This is a genomic window from Priestia sp. SIMBA_032, assembly GCF_046535215.1.
Lineage (GTDB): Bacteria > Bacillota > Bacilli > Bacillales > Bacillaceae_H > Priestia > Priestia aryabhattai.
Genome location: NZ_JAWRXD010000004.1, coordinates 108,340 through 131,644 on the forward strand (window position 1 = coordinate 108,340; position 23,305 = coordinate 131,644).

21 protein-coding genes and 1 other annotated feature are annotated in these 23,305 nt (G+C 38.5%); of the genes, 2 read left to right on the forward strand and 19 right to left on the reverse strand.

Annotated elements, in window-relative coordinates; translation table 11 throughout:
• Positions 1–6: 6 nt before the first annotated feature.
• The 10 genes from tnpA to SB717_RS14780 all read right to left on the reverse strand — a co-directional run bounded on the left by tnpA (position 7) and on the right by SB717_RS14780 (position 10,274).
• On the reverse strand, positions 7–405 hold the full coding sequence (gene tnpA, locus SB717_RS14735) for an IS200/IS605 family transposase (protein ID WP_074680667.1): 399 nt from the start codon (positions 403–405) through the stop codon (positions 7–9).
• 294 nt (positions 406–699) lie between these two features.
• Positions 700–3,798 (reverse strand): isoleucine--tRNA ligase, encoded by a 3,099-nt coding sequence (gene ileS, locus SB717_RS14740; RefSeq protein WP_410904039.1) that lies wholly within the window; start codon positions 3,796–3,798, stop codon positions 700–702.
• 52 nt (positions 3,799–3,850) lie between these two features.
• Positions 3,851–4,093 (reverse strand) — a binding site (T-box leader).
• A 235-nt stretch (positions 4,094–4,328) separates the two neighbouring features.
• Positions 4,329–5,678 (reverse strand): FAD-binding oxidoreductase, encoded by a 1,350-nt coding sequence (locus tag SB717_RS14745; protein ID WP_410904040.1) that lies wholly within the window; start codon positions 5,676–5,678, stop codon positions 4,329–4,331.
• 448 nt (positions 5,679–6,126) lie between these two features.
• Positions 6,127–6,561 (reverse strand): SMI1/KNR4 family protein, encoded by a 435-nt coding sequence (locus tag SB717_RS14750; RefSeq protein WP_410904265.1) that lies wholly within the window; start codon positions 6,559–6,561, stop codon positions 6,127–6,129.
• A gap of 105 nt (positions 6,562–6,666) precedes the next feature.
• On the reverse strand, positions 6,667–7,152 hold the full coding sequence (locus tag SB717_RS14755) for a DUF6985 domain-containing protein (protein ID WP_410904041.1): 486 nt from the start codon (positions 7,150–7,152) through the stop codon (positions 6,667–6,669).
• Positions 7,153–7,220: 68 nt separating this feature from the next.
• Positions 7,221–7,655 carry an SMI1/KNR4 family protein gene (locus SB717_RS14760; protein ID WP_410904042.1) on the reverse strand — a complete coding sequence of 145 codons (435 nt, stop codon included), beginning with the start codon at positions 7,653–7,655 and terminating at the stop codon, positions 7,221–7,223.
• Positions 7,656–7,761: 106 nt separating this feature from the next.
• Entirely contained in the window at positions 7,762–8,286 is a 525-nt protein-coding gene (locus SB717_RS14765) for a SecY-interacting protein Syd (protein ID WP_410904043.1), read from the reverse strand.
• A gap of 88 nt (positions 8,287–8,374) precedes the next feature.
• Positions 8,375–8,803, reverse strand: a complete 429-nt coding sequence (locus tag SB717_RS14770) for an SMI1/KNR4 family protein (RefSeq protein WP_410904266.1) — start codon at positions 8,801–8,803, stop codon at positions 8,375–8,377.
• A 404-nt stretch (positions 8,804–9,207) separates the two neighbouring features.
• The gene (locus SB717_RS14775) at positions 9,208–9,762 is read right to left on the reverse strand and encodes an SUKH-4 family immunity protein (protein ID WP_410904044.1); all 555 of its coding nucleotides are present in this window, start codon (positions 9,760–9,762) and stop codon (positions 9,208–9,210) included.
• Between the two features lie 263 nt (positions 9,763–10,025).
• Complete coding sequence (locus SB717_RS14780) at positions 10,026–10,274, reverse strand: SMI1/KNR4 family protein (protein ID WP_410904267.1); 249 nt, start codon at positions 10,272–10,274, stop codon at positions 10,026–10,028.
• A 210-nt stretch (positions 10,275–10,484) separates the two neighbouring features.
• Here SB717_RS14780 and SB717_RS14785 point away from each other — a divergent pair, with 210 nt between their 5' ends.
• On the forward strand, positions 10,485–11,441 hold the full coding sequence (locus SB717_RS14785; RefSeq protein ID WP_410904045.1) for a patatin-like phospholipase family protein: 957 nt from the start codon (positions 10,485–10,487) through the stop codon (positions 11,439–11,441).
• Between the two features lie 197 nt (positions 11,442–11,638).
• Here the strand turns inward: SB717_RS14785 and SB717_RS14790 are convergent, their stop codons facing one another.
• The 4 genes from SB717_RS14790 to SB717_RS14805 all read right to left on the reverse strand — a co-directional run bounded on the left by SB717_RS14790 (position 11,639) and on the right by SB717_RS14805 (position 16,007).
• Positions 11,639–13,351 carry a TcaA NTF2-like domain-containing protein gene (locus SB717_RS14790; protein ID WP_410904046.1) on the reverse strand — a complete coding sequence of 571 codons (1,713 nt, stop codon included), beginning with the start codon at positions 13,349–13,351 and terminating at the stop codon, positions 11,639–11,641.
• Positions 13,352–13,430: 79 nt separating this feature from the next.
• Positions 13,431–14,339, reverse strand: a complete 909-nt coding sequence (locus SB717_RS14795) for a phosphotransferase (protein ID WP_410904047.1) — start codon at positions 14,337–14,339, stop codon at positions 13,431–13,433.
• A 180-nt stretch (positions 14,340–14,519) separates the two neighbouring features.
• The gene (locus SB717_RS14800; RefSeq protein ID WP_312036142.1) at positions 14,520–15,026 is read right to left on the reverse strand and encodes a hypothetical protein; all 507 of its coding nucleotides are present in this window, start codon (positions 15,024–15,026) and stop codon (positions 14,520–14,522) included.
• Positions 15,027–15,077: 51 nt separating this feature from the next.
• Positions 15,078–16,007, reverse strand: a complete 930-nt coding sequence (locus SB717_RS14805) for an ADP-ribosylglycohydrolase family protein (protein ID WP_074680634.1) — start codon at positions 16,005–16,007, stop codon at positions 15,078–15,080.
• 192 nt (positions 16,008–16,199) lie between these two features.
• Between SB717_RS14805 and SB717_RS14810 the strand changes: the two genes are divergently transcribed.
• On the forward strand, positions 16,200–16,781 hold the full coding sequence (locus SB717_RS14810; protein ID WP_074680632.1) for a DUF6434 domain-containing protein: 582 nt from the start codon (positions 16,200–16,202) through the stop codon (positions 16,779–16,781).
• 100 nt (positions 16,782–16,881) lie between these two features.
• Here SB717_RS14810 and SB717_RS14815 read toward each other — a convergent pair whose 3' ends face one another.
• From SB717_RS14815 to SB717_RS14835, 5 genes are all read right to left on the reverse strand, one after another.
• Positions 16,882–18,384, reverse strand: coding sequence for a malate:quinone oxidoreductase (locus SB717_RS14815; protein ID WP_410904048.1), 1,503 nt, complete (start codon positions 18,382–18,384; stop codon positions 16,882–16,884).
• Between the two features lie 750 nt (positions 18,385–19,134).
• Positions 19,135–19,335, reverse strand: a complete 201-nt coding sequence (locus SB717_RS14820) for a hypothetical protein (protein WP_410904049.1) — start codon at positions 19,333–19,335, stop codon at positions 19,135–19,137.
• Positions 19,336–19,423: 88 nt separating this feature from the next.
• Positions 19,424–19,816, reverse strand: a complete 393-nt coding sequence (locus SB717_RS14825) for an immunity 50 family protein (RefSeq protein ID WP_098333025.1) — start codon at positions 19,814–19,816, stop codon at positions 19,424–19,426.
• 777 nt (positions 19,817–20,593) lie between these two features.
• Positions 20,594–20,965 carry a hypothetical protein gene (locus SB717_RS14830; RefSeq protein ID WP_047750727.1) on the reverse strand — a complete coding sequence of 124 codons (372 nt, stop codon included), beginning with the start codon at positions 20,963–20,965 and terminating at the stop codon, positions 20,594–20,596.
• A 10-nt stretch (positions 20,966–20,975) separates the two neighbouring features.
• Positions 20,976–23,237: a T7SS effector LXG polymorphic toxin gene (locus SB717_RS14835; RefSeq protein ID WP_410904050.1), complete on the reverse strand. Its 2,262-nt coding sequence runs from the start codon at positions 23,235–23,237 to the stop codon at positions 20,976–20,978.
• Between the last annotated feature and the right edge of the window lie 68 nt (positions 23,238–23,305).

Below are 23,305 nucleotides of genomic sequence, written 5' to 3' on the forward strand. Positions count from 1 at the left end.
TTCACCTCATTTCATTCCTTGATTTTCAATATATTCTTTCACAACTTTGATAGGAGATCCATCCGTAGTCAACAAACAAAAACTTCTCGACCAGAACATTTCTTTCCATAACTGCTTTCGGACAGAAGGAAATTCTTTTTTGATAAGCCTTGAGCTGGCACTTTTGTAAGCATTGATGAATTTGGATAGCTCCGAATTAGGTTGAGCTTTGAACAAGATATGGATGTGGTCAAAGTCGTAATTCCACTCAACCAATGTAATATTGTATTTTTCACTCAGTGACACAAATTTGTCTTTGGCATATTCTGAAATGGTATCATCAATGACATTTCTTCTATATTTTACGACCAAGACTAGATGGTAATACATCGAGAACACTGAATGATTATTGCTATCTAATTTCATTGATTTATCAGTCCTTATTCTTTATAAGACTGATTATATTATATAAGATTAGGAAACAAAAGCTTTTGGGCTGTCGCCCAGCCGAAATTCATCCCCCCCCCCTTACGGTTGGGCTTCGCTCTTCACACGCTTGAAGAGGGAGAGTTCTTTCGGAAGTATGCTAAAGGTAAAAACAACAAAAAGTATATATTAGCGGCTCCTTTTAAAATTGTTTAATCGAGTCTTAAAAATATTCTAGGGCAGTTTGATTAAAGGTAAAAAAGCACTTACCCGTTATGAGGTAAGTGCTTTTTATCAGCTCTGATTTAAAACACGAAGCTTAACTTGCTTTGTTCCGACTTTTACCGTCTCTCCGTTTTTGATAGCTTCTTTCACACTGAGACTGTGCAGCAAAAGATTTTCTTGAAGCAATGTTTCAAACTTCGCCACGGCTTTCTGCACTTCTTCGTCTCCGCTAAGTTCCAAATCAATACGTAAATTCACGGGTAAATCCAGCTTTTTGCGATAGTCTTGAACCGCTCGAATTACTTCACGAGCGATTCCTTCCTGCACGAGTTCTTCGGTTAACGCCGTATCCAACACCGCAGTATACGTGCCGTTTGATGCAACTGCAAAACCTTCTTTTGGCACTTTTTCAACAAGTACGTCTGCCGTTTCAAGCGTTAAGTTTTCTCCTGAAGCAAGCGTAACACTCAGCTTGCCTTGTTCAACAAACTCTTTTCCTTGCTCTTCTGAAAGGTTTTTCAGCGCTTGGTTGATCTCATTTACTCGTTTTCCAAATTTTGGTCCAGCCTGTTTAAAATCAAGTTTTAATACATAAGAAACAAGTTTGTCGTCGTCTTGCTCCACGTTAAAGTTCTTTACATTAAGCTCATCTTTGATGACATCACGATATGCTTTCCACTCTACATCTTCTTCCGTTACCACAAGTGAAAGACTTTGCAGAGGCTGCTTTACTTTTAACGAATGCGTATTGCGGATGCTTCGGCCTAGTTCCACTACTTGAAGCACCGCTGCCATTTCTTTTTCCAGCTTTTCATTCACTTTCGTTTGATCACACACAGGATAGTCTGCCAAATGAACGCTTTTTCCTGTCAGATTTTCATGAATATCATCCGCAACAAACGGGGTAAACGGTGCTAACAGCTGACTTACCTTCACTAACACTTCATGAAGCGTATCGTAAGCTGCTGCTTTTTCGCCGTCCATTCCTTCTGACCAAAAACGATCGCGAGAACGCCGTACATACCAGTTGCTTAGCTCTTCAATGAATGCTGCGATTTCACGAGCGGCACTTGTAAACCCGTAATCTTCAAGATGTGCTGTTGTTCGCTTAACCGTGCTGTGCAAACGCGAAAGAATCCACTCATCCAATTTTGTTTTTTTCAATTCATACGTTTGCTTCGGGTCATAGCCGTCAAGCTTGGCGTACAGTACGTAAAATCCGTACACGTTCACAAGCGTATCAATCACTTTTGATTTCGCTTCTTGCACGACGCGCTCTGAAAATTTCTTCGGGTTCCAAGGCGCACTGTCTGCTAAAAGCGCCCATCTAAGCGCATCGGCACCAAATGTATGAATAAGATCAACAGGGTCCAGCGCATTTCCTTTACTTTTAGACATCTTTTGACCGTTTTCATCTAACACGTGCCCAAGAGATAAAACGCGCTTATAAGGTGCTTTTCCTGTAAAGAGCGTTGAAACTGCCATCAAGCTGTAAAACCAGCCGCGCGTTTGATCAATTCCTTCTGCGATAACGTCTGCCGGGAACTGCTTTTGAAACAGCTCGCTGTTTTCAAACGGATAGTGATACTGCGCAAACGGCATCGAGCCGCTGTCAAACCAAACGTCAATCACTTCCGGCGTTCGCTTCATTTTTCCGCTGCAGACCGGACACGTTAGCTGCACGTCATCTACATACGGCTTATGCAGTTCAATGCTGTCATCCACAGAATAAGACGCATGATTCTGAAGCTCTTTGATGCTTTTCGGCGCTACTTGATGCTGACACCCCTCGCATTCCCATACGTTCAGCGGCGTTCCCCAGTAGCGTTTTCTGCTGATGTTCCAATCCACCATATTTTCTAAAAAGTTGCCAAAGCGACCGTGCTTGATATGATCCGGGTACCACGTCACGCTTTCATTGTTTTTCAAAAACTGTTCCTTCAACGCCGTCGTTTGGATAAACCAGCTTTCATTTGCGTAATAAAGAAGCGGCGAGTCGCATCGCCAGCAAAACGGATAGCTGTGCTCATGCTTTTCTTTATGATACAGCACGCCTTCATTTGCTAAGTAGCGCACGATATCAACGTCGCAGTCTTTTACAAAACGTCCTTTAAACGGCGGCACGTCAGCCGTATACTGTCCTTTTTCATCCACTACGTTCACAAATGAAAAGCCGTTTTCTTTTACGACTCTGTAATCATCTTCGCCGTATGCAGGTGCTAAATGAACAATGCCCGTTCCGCTTTGGTCCGTTACGTAATCAGCCGTTACGACTTCATGCCCTTTTTCCACTTTCACAAAATTAAACGGCGGCTCATACGACATCCCTTTTAACTCATTTCCTTTATGCTGAGATAAAACGGTATACTCTCCTTTTAACACTTTGTCTGCGAGCGCTTCTGCCACTATATACACGCTGCCGCCTTGCTCGGCGCGCACGTAGTTCATCTCTTTATGCACCGCAAGCGCCACGTTTGACGGAAGCGTCCAAGGCGTTGTCGTCCAGCCTAAAAAATACTCGTTATCGCGGTTTTTCACTTTAAATTTCACCGTTACCGTTAAATCTTTTACATCTTTATACCCTTGCGCCACTTCATGCGAACTCAGCGACGTTTGACAGCTCGGGCAGTAAGGTGATACGCGGTGACCTTTATAAAGAAGTCCTTTATCATGAATCGTGCCAAGCACGTTCCATACACTTTCAATGTATGAATTCTCCAACGTGATGTAAGGGTCTTCCATATCAACCCAATAGCCAAGCTGCTCCGTGAACGTGCGCCACTGCTTTTCATATACAAACACACTTTCCTTACATTTGGTGATAAAAGCTTCTACGCCGTATTTTTCAATATCATGCTTCCCCGATATCCCGAGCTGCTTTTCAACACCGAGCTCTACCGGCAGTCCGTGCGTATCCCAGCCCGCTTTTCGAATCACTTGATGCCCTGTCATCGTCTTATAACGAGCCACCACGTCTTTAATCGTCCGACCTAGCGCGTGCCCAACGTGAGGCAAACCGTTTGCTGTAGGAGGCCCTTCATAAAATACAAACGAAGGATGCCCTTCTCGATTTTGAACCGACTGCTGAAACACATTTCCCTTTTGCCACTGCTGCTGGATACGCTGCTCGCGCTCTTGCGAAGACTCCCTTACATTCACTTCTTTCATGTGATACCACTCCTTTTAAAGTTAAAAGCACACAAAGAAACCCGTCCCTATGACTAGGGACGGGTTTTAACCGCGGTACCACCCTGGCTTCTATTGATCCGTTCATCAATAGCACTCAGCAACGTACAATCATACGCGTTCTTTTTAACGGTAGACTACCGTTCAAACTTACTTATAGGTTCAGTTTGACTTCTCAGAGAGGATATTCCGCTGCCGCTTGAACACTGGCTTTCAGCTATCACCAGCTCTCTGTGGAACAAACTTGCAGCGTACTGATTCTCTTCAACGAATTTGTGTGCTTTTATTAGTAGCTATTGTATGCGTTTTGGAAGGGAATGTCAATGTTTATGAAATTTATGTATGTTTCTCCTTATAATATAGTCGTCCAATGATAAAATAACCGCTTACTACTGTTTGCTACAATATTTTCTGCCTTTTTCACGTTCTCAGGAAAAGAAAAGGAAATATACACAAAAACCCACCTCATTTAAGATGGGTATTGTTTGGCCCTCCGGCTTGAAAGATGATTTTTAAAACCAGTTAATAAACGGCGGGATGCTTTGAGGGAAATGAAATAGATTGCATGGATCATATGCTCGTTTCACTTCTCGAAGCTTTTTAAAATTCTCTCCATAATACGCTGTTGGCCAATCTCTGATGAACCGGTCCGGCCAGTTCACATAATCTCCAGTTGTATATCTCGATAAAGCATTTCTTAATTCTTCAATCCATCTAATGTTTGATCGCTCTTCTGAAGGATGGCTCCATGTAACAAGGTACTCCTGTGCGATAATAGCATCTCTATAATAGAAGGCCGTTTCATTAGAGGCAACTTCCTCCACTGCTCCCCCCAGAGACTGGTGCCAAATACTAGATTTTTCATTTGGAGCATTTTCTAAAAAATGCTTCATTGTTAAAATAGCATCTTTTGGAAAAGGTTTATTAAGAAAAGAACCTGACCTTTTTCGAGGGGCGGGTTGGTTTCCACTCGGATCGTCAAAAAATTGTACAGCTTCAATATATGAAACTTCCTTTATTACTACTTTTTTAGGACAACCAACATCTATTAAAGGCTGCAGAAGTTCCTTCAACTTGAATGATGAGCCAACGAATTCACCTTGAGCGATAATCTGATTTGCTTCCTTGGATTTTAACTCAATCTCCGAAGTTAAGCGCTTATCGGTATTCGTGGCCCAGTGCTGCCATGCATCAAAAGCAGCTTCAAAATCTTCCCATTCCCATGTAATTGAAAAAATTGACACCTTTGAGATAGGCCGTACCTTGAATGTAAGAGACGTAACGATACCAAAGTTTCCGCCCCCACCGCCACAACAAGCCCAAAAGAGATCACTGTTGTGATTTTTATTTGCCTTAATGAGTTCAACTTCTCTCTGTTCATTTACGATCGCCATTTCAACTTCAAGCAAATTATCACAGGTAAGCCCAAACAACCTTGATAACATCCCAATTCCTCCGCCAAGCACAAGGCCTACAAGACCAACACTGCTTTCCGTTCCTGCAGGGATAGTCGTTCCTTTTTTCCATAATTCATTATATACTTTCCCTAGATTAGCTCCTGCTTCTATTTTCGCTGTCATGTCTTTAGAGTTGAACGTGATTCTATCCATTTCACTGACATCAATCACTAATCCACCGTTTACTAATGAAAAATTTTCATAGCTATGCCTGCCGCTTCTTATTCGAAATGGGACATGATTTTCCTTTACCCACTTCAATGCATTTACTACATCGTTTGTATTCTGACAAAATACAATTATTCTTGGAAATTTAGGCACACCTAAATTATTATTTGTTCTAGCCTGATCATATTCCGCATCATCAGGTGTAACGATTCGTCCAGTAAGCTTTGTTTCCTCCACGATATAACCCCTTTCTCACATAATACAGATAAGATGCTATATCCTATGAATTTTTTCCAGAAAAGACACACAGTTTAAAGGGAAGAAATAGAGAAGAGAAAACTTACCGGAGGGTTTCTGGACAAGTATGCTCATTTATTTTCGATGCATCAACTCTCTTGTTGTAGATAAGTTTTCAATTGAACAAATTTTTGCTTTATATTAAAGTTTTCCTGGCGGTATTGTAAATTGCATAAATTGAAGTACTTTTATTTTCCGTTAAATTATTTAAACGCGCTACATTACGGATTTTTTTCATTTGAGTATAGGGCAATTTGCATTCTTAAAATGAATGATTCGTCTTTCCAAAAATGAACCTTCTTAATTATATCTGCCTAAAAACCATTGATTAAAGCTTAGTCAACGGTTTTTTCGGATTCTTTATTTTATCTATTATTCAGATATCATATCATGCTAGATCAATATAGTACCTATCATCCTCCACCATCTTCTTCAAAAACTCTTCTAAAGAATCGGCAATTTTTATATCATCATAATAAATGGGATTATGCGGTTCTTCACTTATTTCTATCAGCAGCAGCGCACTTTCATTGGCTTCAAAAAATAGTAATTTACCCTCTTCCAGCTCTTCGTAAAGTTCGATATCAGGGTAAAATTCAAAATCGTTTACTTTTAATCTAGCGTCTCTGATTGAGGAAGGACCCATGATACGGTTTATATTATCTTTTGAGCTCTGGAGGAAACCATAACCCACCTCTAAAAGAAACTTCCTCAACTCAAAAGGAAACTTTAAGCCTAACGTTCCTTCTACCTCTTCAATATCAGCTTCACATACGGGGTAAAACTGATTATCTTGTTGATTCGCAACAAAGTCGTATCTCATCATTTCCTCTCCTTTAGATCTTACACATATGCACACTCATCATTATTACACATCGCTTAACGTAACCCTCACGAGAAAAGGCATCATTAACATCCATTAGATCAATTACAACACAATGTCCTGATACCCTACTTCTTCTACAACTTCATCTTCAATTTTAACTCCTATTCCATTTTCAATATCCCAAGAGACATCGCAAAGTAAACCTAGCCTTCTTTTTCCATTCTTCCTTACTCTTCTTACAATTAATTCAGCGGGCTCTACTAATTTTTTAAAATCGGAGACGGCATGAATGTTTGTAACAACCTGATCTGTTTCTAATTTATTACCTATCATCTCTCTATACTCTTCATAGTTCTCAATATAGTAATCATAGATGTGCTTTTCTGCCTCATTCATTATGTTTTCCATGTCTTGAATGAAGCTAAGAAATGCTTCTTTCTGTACATTTGAAAAATCAGTGTTTTCGTATGCATCAATGCTTAAAAGAATTTCCTTTTCTTCACCAAACATTTTAATCGTAGTTTTCCCTCGCCAAAAGTTGTTTTTATATTCAAGCTTTCCAAATAACTCATCATTAATCCTTGTCATTCTAATCGCTCTCCTAGCTTAGCTTTTAAATTACATAGTCTGTTTATTTGTAGCAGCTACCGTTTTTTCTACTCTTCAATTAAATCCATGTAATACTCATTATCGTCTATAAATTTCTTAAAAAAATCTTCTAATGAGTCTGCGATTGGCGTGTCCATATAAAAGACTGGATTATGAGGTAATGTTAAGTCTAACGATATGTATACTCCTTCATTCACTTCAAAGAAAATAAGTTTACTTTCTTCGTAAAGTTCTTCTAAATCGAAGTCGAATTCAAACATTCCTTTTCGTAGTTTAGCATCTGCTATCGTTTTGGGTCCCATAATTCTATTGATTGCCGTATTACTTGGCTCCTTAATAAATCCATACCCAACGTCTAAATATAACTGCCGTAAATCGTTAGGAAAACGAATACCTATTCTTTCTTCTGCTTGTAAAATCTCCTGTTCAGATACATGATAAATGTTATTTTTCCCATTATTAATAAACGCAAAATCTGCCATTGCTGTTACCTCCTATGAGATGCCGTTCATACATTTTTTATGATCACTTAGATTCACTCCAATGGTGAAGACTGTGTACGATTAGCGAAAGTGCAAACTATCTATTTCACTTAAAATCCAGCTGAGAAATGAGCTCTTTTAAACTAGACGACAAATATTTATAGCTTTTCTCTTCACCGTTTTCTACGAAAATTTCTCCAGACTCATTATTTATAACAACTAGCATGCCATTGCTTTCAAAACCTAACGGAATGTACGTGCTGTTTTCTTTTTCAAGAATATACTCCTTTACACGTTGACAAAATGTTTCAGGTTCTACACCGGGAATGACAGGATATAAGTTAATATTATACTGAGACACCCATCCAATCATTTCAAGAAACCAAAACGCGTTAAAATAAGCTTTTACATCATTATGAAGTATCACGTTTATTTCTTGTTCAAACTGTTGAAAATTTGTATTTTCATACTTTTCTAGAGGCTTCCACGCTATATAGCCTTCTTCGTCTTGAGAACCTACATAAATATGTGCATCTGCTTCTTCATTCCAAGAAATCAAAGGCAACGTTCCATTGAACTCTTCCCATTTTCCCGTTAGTTTCTTAAAATATTGTTTCATTACATGTTTCAAAAGCTTCCCCCTACCTTATATACAACTATATTTCCAACTCAGTATTCTCCGTCCCATTCACACGGAATATAACCGCTAAAATCCATACCTACCAATTAAAATAGGATTTCAGAAAATCAGAAAAGGTAGGCCACGTTGCCTCTAATTCTCCTTTTAACAGCAGCTCGTCTCCTCCTTCGAAATTAACTATGTACACGCTATCGGTTAAAGCATCAAGCACTAGTGCGGCATTAGCTGATATTTCACTTAAAATCAGATATTGTTTAGGAAAGCCGTATTCTCTTCGGCAAATAAGCGTATATGCTTCAATGTTATTTTCTTGATCTACTAAATCGAGTAATTCAAAAGGTACGTATTCTTCCCAGAATGGCCCAGCATACCGGTTATAAAATTCTGTGAAGGTTTGGGATACCTTTACTTCTAGCCGTGCTAAAGCATCCTTTACTGCAGTTTTACCTTCACGTATATATATTTCCCCTTCAAGAGCTTGGTTCAATTTATCTGGCAACATCTTAATCTAACATTCCTCCTATGTCTTGTTTTCTACTAATTAATTGCCTATTCAACATTTACCCAAATGAATGTAGCCACATCACTCGGAAAATCATCTGAAAATGCATCACAGGCTAACTTTTTTGTAATGATTTCACATAAAAAATCGGTCATGGACAGTGAGTAAATATGATGTTCAGGCGATCTAGATTCATACACCATCACTTTCCATTCTTCAGGGCTCCCCTTCAGTTAGCCAATATAATTCGTCACCATTCTCCGTATATCCCCAAGGCAGAACCCTTCCACTTTCTGGATAAATATGATGTTTATAATATTGAGGGAATTTTAATTTTGATTGACTATAAGCCCTGCTCATTTCTTTTTGTCTAAGAAAAAAATTAACATGTTCATCATTTACAAAAGGCGTTAATATCCATAAAAACCTCCAACTTCAGTCGCCCAAAAACATTTGTTTCCCATAGATTTAGGATCAATGTTATTTAATCGTTCTTTTAGCCACTTAATGACGGATTCTGGTATATCGTTATCAATAAAAGCATCTTCACCATTTAGTTGAACTGCCTGATCAATCATTATTGAATATACTAATAAGCATTCGGCAAATTGATTGATAGAAGAATTTATAAATACTTTTTTGTCACCATTGCTCTTATCAAGAAACACCACATTTTCCGTTTCTTTTGTTAGGCATATTGGATCACCAGCAGCAGTTGACCCTAAAAACCAACAGTTTTGAAATTCTTCTGACATACTGAATATACTTGTAATAGGTTTTAATACCCCTTGTGACGAAGTAAAGTCTAAATACGGCGCGGGAGTTTCAGGTAAACCTGCTAGAGATAAAAACTGCTTTACTTCTTCGGAAAAACCTGTGCTTTGTAAAGTAGCATATTCAAATTTTATTAGCGGTCCGTCTTTTTCAACGTTCCAGGAGTTATTAAACGCTTTTGGTAAAATCATTTTTCCACCTTCCTACTTCTTATTTGCTAAAATGTACGCTGCTTATTTTTTTACTAACAACTCAACTCACCCTAATTAACGACGCTTTTTCTAATTCATTAGTAAGCCCGATTCTACTAAACCGCACCAACTTCTAGAGATATCTTTCATGTCTTTATCCCATTAAATAATTAGTGCATCGTACATATTTGTCTTTAAGTTTATACAAATTGTATCACCATAGTTTGAATCAGCCATAATTAAATATCAATCCGGTAACCATCCTATCGGTCTTCGTTCAGGATAAAATCAATCATCCGGATAAGAAACTCCTCTTTTTTAGAACCATTGGAGGGAATATAAATCTCACTTAGTGCTGTTCCAGGAATGAATAACTCTCCTCCATTATACATTTGTAAGAAATTTTTATAGATTTGAGGAAATTGAATATGAAGCTTCCATTCAAGCTCTTTTAAGGCCTTTTTATTTACTCCTGAATTTAACTTATGGATGCCTTCAACATACTTATTTATTTCTTCAACAAATGGCTTTAGTTCAGAATTTTATGAGTAAATCCCATTTATTTAGACTCCAAAGGGACCTATTGTCTAACTCCTGCCATTATCACCTGCATAACCCGACTCCTAAATAATCACTAAAAGAGATACTCATACCTCTACAACACATAAAATAAACATATACAGAATGATAACTCTGATGGGATTTGAAAGGAGAAATCACCTTTGACAAAATATCGGATTATGACCTTTGATGGAGGCGGTACTTTAGGGGCTTTAAGTTTACAGCTTTTGAATAGATTAGCTCATCAAAACCCAAAGTTAATTAGTGAAACCAATGTTTTTTCAGGAAATTCAATTGGTTCATTCACCGCTCTTGCATTAGCAAGCGGAAGATCACCGGAGGAGACGTTTCAGTTTTTCAAAGATCACATCTTACCAGCGTTCAGCGTTTCCCGACCGGGCGGACCTGTCTTTAACCAGCAACTACCCTATTCTGGTTTTATTAAAGCCATACGAACATTTTTCCCCCGAGACCTTCGCCTTAGAGACTTAAAGAAACGAATTGTTGTGCCTGCATTCCACTTATTTTCACCGGATCTGAATCGTTGGAATCCAGTGTTATTCCACAACTTTCCTGGTTCCCCTTATCTTAATGAAAAAGCGAGTGACGTAATCCTGCGGAGCAGCGGTGCTCCCGCAACGCAAAGAGCTTATCAAAACTACGTGGATGGGTATACAGTAGCAACTAATACCAGTACAGCTAGTATCGCGTTTGCAGTAGGGAAAGCAAAACAGCCGTTGGATCAAATTGCCGTATTATCCATCGGAACAGGTGAGCAGCCAACTCAATTAAGAAGAGATACAAAAGGATGGGGAATGGTAAGTGCGGATAACATACGACCAGAAGATATGGAGGACCTTCCGCCAAATTGGGGAGTCCTTTTAGACCGGTCTCCTAATGAACCGTTGCTGCCGTTTCTTCAGATTATCTCTGGTGGATCGAGCTATTATGAATCAATGGTTAGCTCTGAGCTTTTAGGCGATCAGTTTTTCCGGTTAAATCCGCGGATTCCTAATTTCTCTAAAACCGATCCTTCTGTGGTGCCCGCTCTTATTTCAATTGCTAATAAAACTAATTTACGACCTGCGTTTCATTTTATAGAGAAAAACTGGAATTAATCTGACCGTACTTTAGATTAATTTTTTGTTTCTATATGGAAGTATTTAAAATTTTATATAACAAGATATCCACGCTGGCAGCGTAGCGGTCATCCTACGCTCAAGCAATTCAACTAAACCTCTTCTCTCCCCCCAACCACAACAACCGCTAGCTCCAAAAAGGAACTAGCGGTTGTTCATAATCTCTCAGAAACCAATCACTCTTCCACCGGCTTCTGCTCATCTGTTAACGTATCAATTTTAGTAATTTGAAGTTTGTCTTTGCTAGCAGTTTTCACATGGTAAATTCGTTCTTTTTTAAACTGCGTGCTCGCGTCATATGAGTCAGTGAACGTATATACTTCGTTTGTATAAATGTCGTAGGTTCCGTTGTCATGTGATTCTGTCTTTTTCACTAGAAACTGATCGTTAGCAAACGATACGTTTTTTCCGGCGAGTGATGTGATATAGCTTTTTAGCTGTTTATATACTGGCTGATTCGAGTCGATATAAGGCGCCATCGAACTAAAGTCCCCGCTGTTTAAACTTGAAAAGTAAGCAGCTTTATAGGAGATAAAAAAGTTTTCAAGATCCGTTTTGCTTACTTCAGCTGGTTTAGTCTGTTCATTTTTTAGCGGCTTCGTGCTGGACGTTTCTTTTATATCTGAGCTTGTTTCTGCCGTTTGATTGTCACGATTCATATATACAATCGTCAGCAATAAGACAAGGACGATAGCGCCTCCTATTAAAATAGGAAAAGTGCGTCGTGATGATTGCTGCTTTTTGAGCACGGGAAAGTCTGCGTAGGATGGCAGCGTAACAGGTTCTATATCTACCTTTAACCGAGCTAATGGCTTTAGCATCTCCGTGCTCTTTATACTGTTAAGCCGCTGAAGTGCTAAAAATTCTTCGTATGTAACAATAAATTCATTTACTGCTATTCCTTTATACATGCCGTAAATTCGGTTCCATAGCTCTCGACATCGAGTATCCTTGATATCTTCACTCAGTTCGTTAAAAAATGGTCGTGATTTTTTAATAAAAGCCGATAACCACGTTTGATGAACATCAACTTTGTGGACTCCATTTAGGTCGTTAAGTGATTGCTTTAACTTGGCATGTTCATTTGCATCGTTTTGGCTAATGACTTCCATACTGCGTTGCGTTTCTTTCAGCACAGTAGAAAGACTCTTACTCATTTTTTCTTGTAGCGCATCAAACTGACTGCGAACATCAGGCCAGTGAAGTTCGAGTAACTGTTTTTGTAAATTCGTGGCTTTTCGAATACTTTCATTTAGCTCATGCTGCTTCGTGCGAAAGGCGGTCGCTTTTTGTTTGGTCACTACTTTATTTTTGCTTAGCTGATGCCACTCTTGCTTCAAGCTCTTGTCTTCTTCGAGTAATGTGGCTATCGCTTGTTTTACATGTTCATGCTTTTTTTGAAATTCAACGAACGCTGACAAATACGTACTCCAGTTTTCCTTCAATTCTTTTAACGATGACGTGTTAGCGTGTTTTTCTGTTAGTTGAAAAAAGTCGTTTCTAAACGCTACCATATCCGCTTCAGAAGCAAGTTCTTTTCCGAAAAGCTCTGTCACATTCCTATGTATATTTGTTAACTGTTCAATCTGTCCCATATTGCTTTGACGCTTTTTTATGTAATCCGGATAATCGTTTGAAAGAAACCTTAACATCATATATTCAATGTTATTTATGTTGTACTCTGTACGTTCTTTTTCCAGTTCGTCATACACTTTCTGCAGATGACGTTCTACTATGGAGAGAAATTTTTCTTTATCCATCCCGTCTACTTCTTCTTTTAGCATGTTTAAAGATTCCGTTTCTCCAATAAGAAATCCCTTTTCCTTATATAGCTGTATCCATGCTTCTAGCAGCTGCGCTGCTGATTCATTCCAGTGGCTTGTATTCATCGTTTGCTTCACCTGTTGTTTTTATTTTAATCCTTTCTTAACTATACAGGAATTGAACAGAAATTCTATTACAGTTTTATTACTCTTGAAAAATCAAGTTCAAGCTTTCTAGAGCCGCTTCTAGCGTTTGTTTGTCTCCTTGATCGTCACTGTGTGCCACAAGCACTACGGTTGTAAATACGGCTTTCCATTTTGCCAGTCTGTGCGTTTCTTCGTCTACTTCTCCGTACTCTTTAAAAAAACACGTTCTTCCTTGAGGCGGTAAAAAGCTGTAGGCAATCGCTAGGTCAACTGCCGGGTGACCAATATGAACATCTCCCCAGTCAATGATGCCTGAAACCATATTGGTTTGATTAACAATCATGTTTTTAATATGAAGATCTCCGTGAACTAGTACATGTTTTTCTTGATAGTGAATTTCTTGTATGTCATTTACATAGTCTTCAAGAATCTCTTGTTTTGAATAAAGACTACGCTCCTTCATTTGCTTGACATACTTTTCTAACGCCGGCTTTCGTTTCATCATATCAAGCCGATTTAACTCATCAAACGGCACGCCGAGCTTTTGAGCTTTTAAATAAGGATAGTGATGCAACGCGCGAAGAAATCTTGCTAGTACAGAAGCAGATTGTATGCGCTCTTCTTCTGTTAATCCTGCAGGCGGAGTTCCTTGCACGTAGTGATAGCCCGTAAAAGGCCAAGGATAGCCTCCATTCGACTTACCGAAAAAAATGGGTTCGGCAATCGACAGAGGCAATTGAGAAGCAAGACTTGGTAAAAGCTGATTTTCTGTTTTTAATAGTCCTACTGCCAGTTCTCGTCTAGGAAACCTGAAAACAAACCGGTCGTTTACTTGATAAACCGTATTGTCAAAGCCGTAGCCAAGCAGCGAAATTGTAGCAGGCGCAAGTACTGGAAACTGCGTCTCGATTAGCGTTTTGGCAAGCGCTGCTGATACGATTTGTTCTGCATCCCATGCATTTGGCACTGTGATCACCTTTCTTTAACATGAAGTTTGTATGTTATGTAAAAGTATATTATAAATGATTTTGACCATAAAAACCCTCTGGCGCAAAGCCAGAGGGTTTCAGTGAATATATAAATAAAATAGATTCCTCAGACCAGTACACCCCGCCTCTAGGTTAGTAGCTTACGGTACGTTTACTACTTAATACGTACACCAAAATACCTCATCGACCGTTTCTTCAACATGCTCCATCTTAATAAAGTTCAATAAAAAATCCGTTTGGTCATTTCCTGTATACTCATCTTGGTCAACATTATAAAATTGAATAAGCTCGAGCTTGTACATACCGTTTTTAATATCAATTCTATACTTAGAACAGTTTTTATCAGGCACTAACTGACCTTCAAACTGGGCGGCCATCGTAAGGCAGTCATAATCTACGAGATAAAGCTGATGATTGGTTACATTTATATAACCTGTTGCTTTCCTAAAGTATGTATCTATATTCGACTCTGTTCCAATATTCACTTCTACGTTCCAAGAGTGTTCAATTCCTTCTTCTGTCATTTGACATACTAGGATATTTCTCTTTTTCATTTCACTGCCGAAGTGGTTCAGAAGCTGGTCTAGCTCCCAATCCTCATCGACAAATGATTGGTACTCTTTTGCGTTTGCCACTCCGATAAAATTGGTATCGCCAAAATCCATAGAAAATTTCACTTTATCTCCTCCGAACTTTTGAGTAATTTTTATTATCCATTAACATATATCCGCAAACTTCTTACAAGCCTTCTCTAACTCTTCTTTTTTAGCAAGCTGACAAACCCACTCTTCAGGAATGCCATCCATCTCATAATATGCTCCTGCCATAGTACCTGTAATAAAGCCTATTGTATCGGTATCTTCTCCAAGATTCACAGCAGTAAGTACAGCTTCTTTGTAGTCATCGCTTTGAAGAAGAGACCAAAGAGATGCTTCTAGCGAGCTGACGACGTATCCGGTTGACCCGATTTCCTTTCTCGCTGCGTGCGGCAAGCTTAGGTTTAACAGTCGTTCATACGAAGAAAACCCTGCTTCATACTCCGTACCTGTTAACTGCTTTTGACAGAGATTTACCGCGTTTTCATATGCTTCAAAAGGCTCGTTGCCGTCAAGAAGACGAATAAGCAGCTCCACATATATAATGCAGCCAAGCGTAGAGCGCATATGACGGTGCGTAACGTGCGCAATTCTTTCTATTTCTTCTTTTCTTTTTGTAAAGCTAGGTTCATCACATAGTGTAAACGCAAGCGGAGCAATACGCATAAGCGCTCCGTTTCCGTTGTCATACTCACCTTTTCCTCCCCATTCTTCTTTAGGAAGTCCGCTTTTATAGCGGCGAATCGCTTCGCTTGTGGCAATGCCAATATCAAACATTTCTCCGTACGGTGTCCAGTAGCCATTCGCCCAATAGCTCTCAAACTTTTGCATCAAATCATATTCATCTTGTTTTTCTAGTAAATTATCAATCAAGCACATCGTCAGAGATGTATCATCTGACCACGTTCCTTTAGGCTGGTTGTATGTACCGTAGCCGGTCATATCCGTAATCCGAAATGAATCGCGTTTTTTAAACTCAACTGGAACGCCTAAAGCGTCTCCCACAGCTCCTCCTAGAATCGTAGAAAGGACTTTTTTATGTAGCGTCATGTGATCAACTCCTTTCTATTATTGTAATTGTTTGATTTTGGAATTTGCAAGAGATCTCTTGCCTAGATGCTTTTTCTTCTTTATAAAATAGGAAGAAATATAAAGACATCCCTTCATAATTCTCTAAAACAATTGACCAACAAGAACAAGTGTTCTATAATTATTTTTTGTAAATATATGGAGGGTAAAACAATGAGACCCGAGCTTAAAAGAGACTTACCTATCAACGAATTTACGGACTTTTACTGGCTCAAAACCGAGCTGCAGCAATTTTGCCGAGAAAACAACATGAGCCCGTCTGAATCTAAAATAGAACTTTCAAAAAGAATTGAAGTGTTTTTAACAACCGGTGAGACTCAACACTCAGGAGCACCTTCTAAAAGACGCTCGTCCTCTAAAACACAAGCGCCGCTAACATTAGATACCGTCATTGGGGAAAATCACCGCTGCAGTCAAGAAGTACGGGCTTTTTTTAAAGAAGCCATTCATCCTACGTTTCATTTTTCCACTTATATTCAAAACTACTTTAAAGAAAATGTAGGGAAAACCTATCGAGATGTGGTAAAAGCGTGGCATGAAGAAGAAAAACGAAAAAAGCAGCCGCCCTATCAAAAAGAAATTGCGCCTCAGTTTGAGTACAACCGCTTTATTCGCGATTTTTTTAAGGATCCGAAAAACAATGGAAAAAGCCGCGATGATGCAACTGCGGCGTGGAAGCATTTGAAACTTCAGCCTGGAGCAATCAATACCGCTCTTAAATCAAACTCTACATAAATAAAGACCATTAAAACACCACCTCAAGAAAAGGTGGTGTTCGTGCACGCCTGTAGATTTCTTCACATACACATGTACCGTTTGTTGCGGCGTAAAATCTTTAGCTATAAACAGACTCTTTTTTAATTAAACCAAGCGTCTGTGAAGTAGAAGCATGAATTTCGTTAAAGAAGTCTGGATGATCAACTAACGACATGCCATAAGAAGGAATCATTTCTTTTATTTTTGGCTCCCACTTGTTCATGTTTTCTGGGAAGCATTTTTCTAATACTTCAAGCATAACGTGAACGGCCGTTGACGCACCAGGAGAAGCGCCAAGAAGTGCAGCAACAGAACCATCAGCGGCACTTACAACTTCTGTACCAAACTGAAGCGTTCCTTTCCCACCGGCTTCCGTGTCTTTGATTACCTGCACACGCTGGCCTGCTACGACGATATCCCAGTCTTCGCTTTTCGCGTTCGGGATAAACTCACGCAGTTCTTCCACACGTTTTTCATTTGATAACAGCACCTGCTGAATTAAATATTTTGTTAACGCCATTTCTTTGACACCTGCTGCTAGCATGGTTAAAATATTATTCGGTTTTACAGAACTGATTAAATCCAAGTTTGAACCTGTTTTTAAGAACTTTGGTGAAAAGCCGGCAAATGGACCAAACAACAGCGTCTTTTTATTATCGATATAGCGTGTATCAAGGTGCGGAACCGACATTGGCGGAGCTCCGACTTTGGCTTTTCCATATACTTTCCCGTGATGCTGCGCAATCACTTCAGGGTTATTGCATACCATAAATAATCCGCTTACCGGGAATCCTCCAATATGCTTGGATTCGGGAATACCTGTTTTTTGAAGCAAAGGCAAGCTTCCGCCTCCGCCTCCGATAAAGATGAACTTTGCCGTGTGGTACTCAACTTTGCCGCTGTCTACATCTGAGACTTTTACTTCCCACATACCGTCACTTTTACGTTTCATATCTTTTACACTTCGTTTGTAATGAACGTGAACCCCTTTATTCTTCAGATGGTCAAACAACATGCGTGTTAAAGCACCGAAGTTTACGTCTGTTCCCGAATCAATTTTAGTTGCAGCAATTGGTTCATTTGACGTGCGCCCCTTCATGATTAACGGAATCCATTCTTTTAGTTTGTCAGGACTGTCGGAATACTCCATTCCTTGAAACAACGGATTGTTTGACAGCGCTTCAAAACGCTTTTTCAGAAACGATACATTTTTTTCCCCTTGTACCAAACTCATATGTGGAATTGGCATGATAAAGTCTTGCGGATTGCGAATCAACTTGCTGCTTACAAGATAAGACCAAAACTGTCTTGACAGCTGAAACTGCTCGTTAATTCGGATCGCTTTCGTTATATCTATAGATCCATCAGCTTTTTCTGATGTATAGTTTAGTTCGCACAGCGCAGAATGGCCCGTCCCTGCATTATTCCATTCGTTCGAGCTTTCTTCCCCTGCGTCTGCGAGTTTTTCAAATACTTTAATGTCCCATTCAGGTGCTAACTCTTTGAGTAATGATCCCAAAGTTGCGCTCATGACTCCGGCACCAATTAAGATAACGTCTGTTTTTTTCTGTACGTTGCTCATTATAACCTTCCTCATCCCCTATATTTGTAAAAAGATGTAGGCGCTCCTGCTTACGTAGTAAAAAAATTCAGGTGCGACCTAAGAACACACCTTTTTCTGTCTCACTTATAACTATATCACAGTATAATTGTCTGATGATTATAAACTATTCAAAAATGATAAAAAAGTGAGAAAATCGCCCACAAATTCCAAAAAACTTATTGAATTCCGTCTGCATTTTCTTTTATTAGTAAACTTTTATACCTACTTCTAAGTGGCAAAGCATCGATTAATAAAATAACAAACTATTCCAAAAATTCAGCTTAAAAACCAAAATAATTGTCTTGAAAATTTCACCTACTATAACTATACTCAGCCCAAAGAACAATCAGCACTATAAATAGAAAAGCCTTCATTCTTTTTGACTAGTTATACGTAGATGTATATATATGTATAGAACACCAACTTGTCCAGAGGTGCATATCTAGAAAAATAAGTATATATTACAACAGCTAATTCTCAACAGATATTGCAAGTTGCAATATCTATTGTCATATAACATACCATGAAATAAGTGAATAAGTAAATGATTATTCAGAAATTTATGTTATAAAACCTAACATGTATGTTGACTTTTACATAGGACATACTTAACAGTACTTTACATGCTTCTTTCATTTTAAATTTGTTTAATTGCCTTGTTCATGCGCCATAGTTGTTGCTGAGTTCAATCAAAATAAGCCACGATTAGCACGTGACTTATTTTAATTCTTATTGAGCTGGTTGAATATCATCTTGTGTAAACGTCCAAATACCACGATTTTTACTAAAACCGCTTAATTCAAACTTAAAATCGCCTTCTTTTGGTATATCAAACGTTGCAATACCGCTTTGTTTTTCTCCTGGTGAAATGTTTCCATTCAAATAATCCTCTGTGGCACCAGAAACAACCTTGGCGTTGTCCATATTCATCTAAATAGATTATTCTATCTATCGTGCGCTCTGAATGCAAATACAAAGTTTTTTTTGTTCTTATACTTATGCCTTTTTTAATAAATTCTTATGGTGTACCTATTAAACCAGGATTTATTTGTTCAATCCTTGCCCAGTCAAATAAACACGTAATAGACATTCTATTAGTACATTGAATTTTTATAGATCCCCCTTCACCAATGTCTTCAATTTCGAATTCCTCAATTTCATTAATAGTTCCAAATGAATTGATTTCCAATTCTTTCACACCCAAAAATGACATTTCAATATATACTATGTCCCATTCCCCCCACCGTTTAGGCTTATTTTTTACAATCTCTTTAGTAGATAATTGAATAAATAATGTCGGACCATCTCTTTTTATTTGAACACTCAATAATTCAGAATCGTTAAACATTGGCATCCTGCCAAAAATGCCTGTAACTGCTTGAGGGTTCATTATCCTACTCGAGTTAATCATATATACACTCCTCTATTTCTATTAATACGTTATCTATCTCTTACACGCTTTATAATTAATCAAGACTATATTTCTATATATAAACACAATACATATTCACATGAAATATATACCTTCAAAACCTCTATTTCCCTCGCTTGTTCTTCGCGTTGTATGTTAGTATTTATATAAAATTTAGCACTTAGTACACTAAGTAAGTAATCGTAGCCTTTTTAATTTACGTATTTAAACGTGCAAAAAGCACTTGTAGTCTACTATAGACAATCAAGTGCTTTAAGTTCATAAATTTTCTAAGTTTATTGATATTTGTAAGTTTTATAAGTTATTTTTATAGTTGACAGTTTGACATGTTTTTTACCATGTCGCAAGTGTAACATTTAAACCCTTTAGCTTGTTTAATCTCATGTGTTTCGAGTTTATGGCATCCATAAAGTGATTCTGATATGTAAAGAGGTATCTCACCTAATTTTTGGTCTCTTCTCGTTATCCTCGTATAATAACACCATAACGATATAACCTTTATAAACTCTCGACTTTCAAAATGACATTCTTCGTTTTATTTCTAAGGAGCGTGAATTTGGGAGCTTAAAGCGTTACAAGCTTTGTCGTTAGCTTAACACTCCCCATTCCTTTTATTAAATATTTTATCACACCAAGTGTCACTATGACTAAATTATGACAAGTGTAAAAGAGGGTTGCAAAGAATTTTGTTACCTTTACATATTTGGACTTTTTGGACAGCTAGATTGTAGAAGATGCAGCATTCAATTATCTTACTTAATTCTCACAATACACTTGTAATCTATCAACTTTCAAATAAACAAAGTGTCCTATCAAATATTGATAATCTTCAAATAAGTCACTTGTAATGAAAAAACCTACATCTAAAATATTATCTTCTAGCATCTTACCCCAAAGAATATAACTATAATTATTAACATGCTTAACTTTCTTCAAACATTGATCTTTTTGTTCCTCTATATCCAAACTATCGTTTATAAATATATCTATTTCAACTTCATATTCTTTGCCTACTTCCAGTTTTTGAGGGGATACATTAAATCCTATAACTTCTTGATTATTAACTAAAAATTTAATTTCTTCCTCAGCAAGAGAGTCAAGCTTGCATATTTCTATTTTGTTATTCATAATTTCTCCTCTATTCCACAGGATTAATAACAGGAATATTCTTTCCGTTATTCATCATTTTCCAAAAAGTTTTACCACTTTCAACATGATACGTTGTAATTTCTCCTAAGTTATTTGTTCCTACAAATTCAAACTTAGCATAACTTTTTATAGGAACACCTTTAGCATTAGTTAAACTACTGTTTTTCATAAATTTAACATAGCCTGTTCTTAGTTCTCCATTATAGTTGTATTGAACTTTTATTCCATTTTTTATTACATCATTAGCTCCTGCTAGATACTCATCAGCATTAGAATATGCTCGTCCGAATTCACCACCATGTTTACCAAAGTGTGATTCTAGTTTTTCTATACTCCCAAAGTTAATTCCGCTGGTTTTCTTACTATCATTACCTGTACCCTTAGCGACAGCCCCCTGATCATTGATCCTCTCAACATTCGCCTTACCACCAGACTCTTCCACTTTATCCAACGCTTTCGACTGGCCTTTTGAAACATTCCCCATCTTATACGTCGTTAATCCATTTAACGCTTCACCAAAGGTCTGTCCAGGTAACGCCTCTCCTATCCCTACCAGTTGAGGTTGAGGGCGTAAAGTCGGTATCTTAGCATCTAGTAAAGGTTGAAGCTGCTTCTGAACAGGTTCATACACCTTCTTCGACCAATTGCTTGCTGCTTTTGGGCTGACGACATTTCGCATATCGCTTAATGTTTTGGTTGCTTTATGTGCAGGTACACGCGGAACGGATTTTACGGCTCCTGCGGGTTTCGCTCCTCCAATGACGCTCGCAAACAGAAACATGCTGTTTTCCCAGTGCTCTTTTGAAAGAGGTTTGTCAGGATTAAGTGCCTGCTGCCCTACATCTAAGAGTCCCATCGTTGCGTGATTGACAAAGTCATACGGTGAATCAAACGATTTTTCCCCTCGTTCATTCAACCCCTCTTTGAAGGCAACAGCGCCATCAAATCCACCCATCGTTACAAAGTTTCCAAAATCATATAAGGAGTTGAACTGTTTATCTCCTCTCTCCCCCATACCGGCCCAAACGTCTTGTGCTACTCCTTTAGTACCCGTAACTGTGCCTTTTGCTAAGGTGACAGCACCTTCCCCTACGTCCTTGACTACAGCTTTTATACCGGTTTCTTCTTTTTTAGCTTTAGGATTTTCACAGATTTCTGTAAAGTCAAAGGATTCAGCTGTTTTTTTAGTCCCAACACTCTTAACCTGCCCCTGACTCATCACCGACTGCATAAGCATTCCCTCAACGCCCGTAGCGTTTTGAAGAATCTGTTGAGACGTTAGCATGCCTACAGTTGAAGAATCGTTGAGCGCCTGCAGGTATGGACTTTTTTCCAGTTCCACTGCTTGCTCTGCAAGTGACAGTTCCGCTAGTTTTTTCATGTTAGCAGGTGCTGTATCCTGCTGAATTTGCGTTAGCACTTCTCTTATGTAAGGCGAGGTTTTTTCAAGTCTGTGAATTTCTTTTAACTGTTCAGCAGGCGTCATCGCCTGAAGCTGAATCAGTTTTTCAAGTCCTACTTCCTTTATCACTTTCTCTTGTTTTTCTTTTCTTGTCAAGGTTGTTGGAATACCTTCTTCAAAAACCGAGACGCCTCCTGAATCGGCCATCGCTTTTTTCGCCAACGCGCTCAGCTCACTTACATTGCCCGGCTGAATGGAACCATTTTGAAACCCAGCTTTCACTTTAGAAAGCAGCGAGTTTAAAGACGTCAGCTGATCTTGAATGACTGAAAGGCTTTGCGTTTGCTGTTCGTCAAAACGGACTAAATCGTTCATCGTTTTGTCCGCTTTGTTTTTTGCTTGTTCTACTTCTGTTAAAAAACCTTGATCGTTAAGCGCTGAAACAGAAGCAAGATGACTGACTTTTTGAATTGCTGCATTCGCTTGATCGACAAGCGAAACGGTTGTATTTCTTGTTTGATTTAAATGCGCGGGAATAGTGTCTTGTAGAAACGGCTGCGTGATGTAGCCGTCTTCGCTCGGTTCGAATGAGCGCAGCGCATGTGTGATTTGAGTTAGTCGAGCTTCATAGGAAGTGAGTAATGAATGATACAGCGTTAAAAAAGAAGCATGTCCCGTTTCGTAAAAAGATCGAATCGCTTCTCCTCCTTTTCCTTTAAACGCATCATCTAAGCTTGAAAATGCCTGAACCTGTGAAATCAGGCTCTGAATTTGTTCTTTTTGACTTTTAATAGAATCTAAGATAGCTTGAATATTTTCGTGAAAAGCATCGACATCAAGTGTTTTCAATAATCTGTAACCTCCTAGCTGTATCGATGTAGAAAAACAACAAACGGTTAACGAACAACCGCCCGTCA

What these genes read in the sequence shown, in the direction of transcription:
- tnpA (WP_074680667.1), bottom strand. Translation starts at nt 405, where the DNA reads ATGAAATTAGATAGCAATAATCATTCAGTGTTCTCGATGTATTACCAT.
- ileS (WP_410904039.1), bottom strand. Translation starts at nt 3,798, where the DNA reads ATGAAAGAAGTGAATGTAAGGGAGTCTTCGCAAGAGCGCGAGCAGCGT.
- SB717_RS14750 (WP_410904265.1), bottom strand. Translation starts at nt 6,561, where the DNA reads ATGAGATACGACTTTGTTGCGAATCAACAAGATAATCAGTTTTACCCC.
- SB717_RS14755 (WP_410904041.1), bottom strand. Translation starts at nt 7,152, where the DNA reads ATGACAAGGATTAATGATGAGTTATTTGGAAAGCTTGAATATAAAAAC.
- SB717_RS14760 (WP_410904042.1), bottom strand. Translation starts at nt 7,655, where the DNA reads ATGGCAGATTTTGCGTTTATTAATAATGGGAAAAATAACATTTATCAT.
- SB717_RS14775 (WP_410904044.1), bottom strand. Translation starts at nt 9,762, where the DNA reads ATGATTTTACCAAAAGCGTTTAATAACTCCTGGAACGTTGAAAAAGAC.
- SB717_RS14790 (WP_410904046.1), bottom strand. Translation starts at nt 13,351, where the DNA reads ATGAATACAAGCCACTGGAATGAATCAGCAGCGCAGCTGCTAGAAGCA.
- SB717_RS14800 (WP_312036142.1), bottom strand. Translation starts at nt 15,026, where the DNA reads ATGGATTTTGGCGATACCAATTTTATCGGAGTGGCAAACGCAAAAGAG.
- SB717_RS14805 (WP_074680634.1), bottom strand. Translation starts at nt 16,007, where the DNA reads ATGACGCTACATAAAAAAGTCCTTTCTACGATTCTAGGAGGAGCTGTG.
- SB717_RS14810 (WP_074680632.1), top strand. Translation starts at nt 16,200, where the DNA reads ATGAGACCCGAGCTTAAAAGAGACTTACCTATCAACGAATTTACGGAC.
- SB717_RS14815 (WP_410904048.1), bottom strand. Translation starts at nt 18,384, where the DNA reads ATGAGCAACGTACAGAAAAAAACAGACGTTATCTTAATTGGTGCCGGA.
- SB717_RS14820 (WP_410904049.1), bottom strand. Translation starts at nt 19,335, where the DNA reads ATGAATATGGACAACGCCAAGGTTGTTTCTGGTGCCACAGAGGATTAT.
- SB717_RS14825 (WP_098333025.1), bottom strand. Translation starts at nt 19,816, where the DNA reads ATGATTAACTCGAGTAGGATAATGAACCCTCAAGCAGTTACAGGCATT.
- SB717_RS14830 (WP_047750727.1), bottom strand. Translation starts at nt 20,965, where the DNA reads ATGAATAACAAAATAGAAATATGCAAGCTTGACTCTCTTGCTGAGGAA.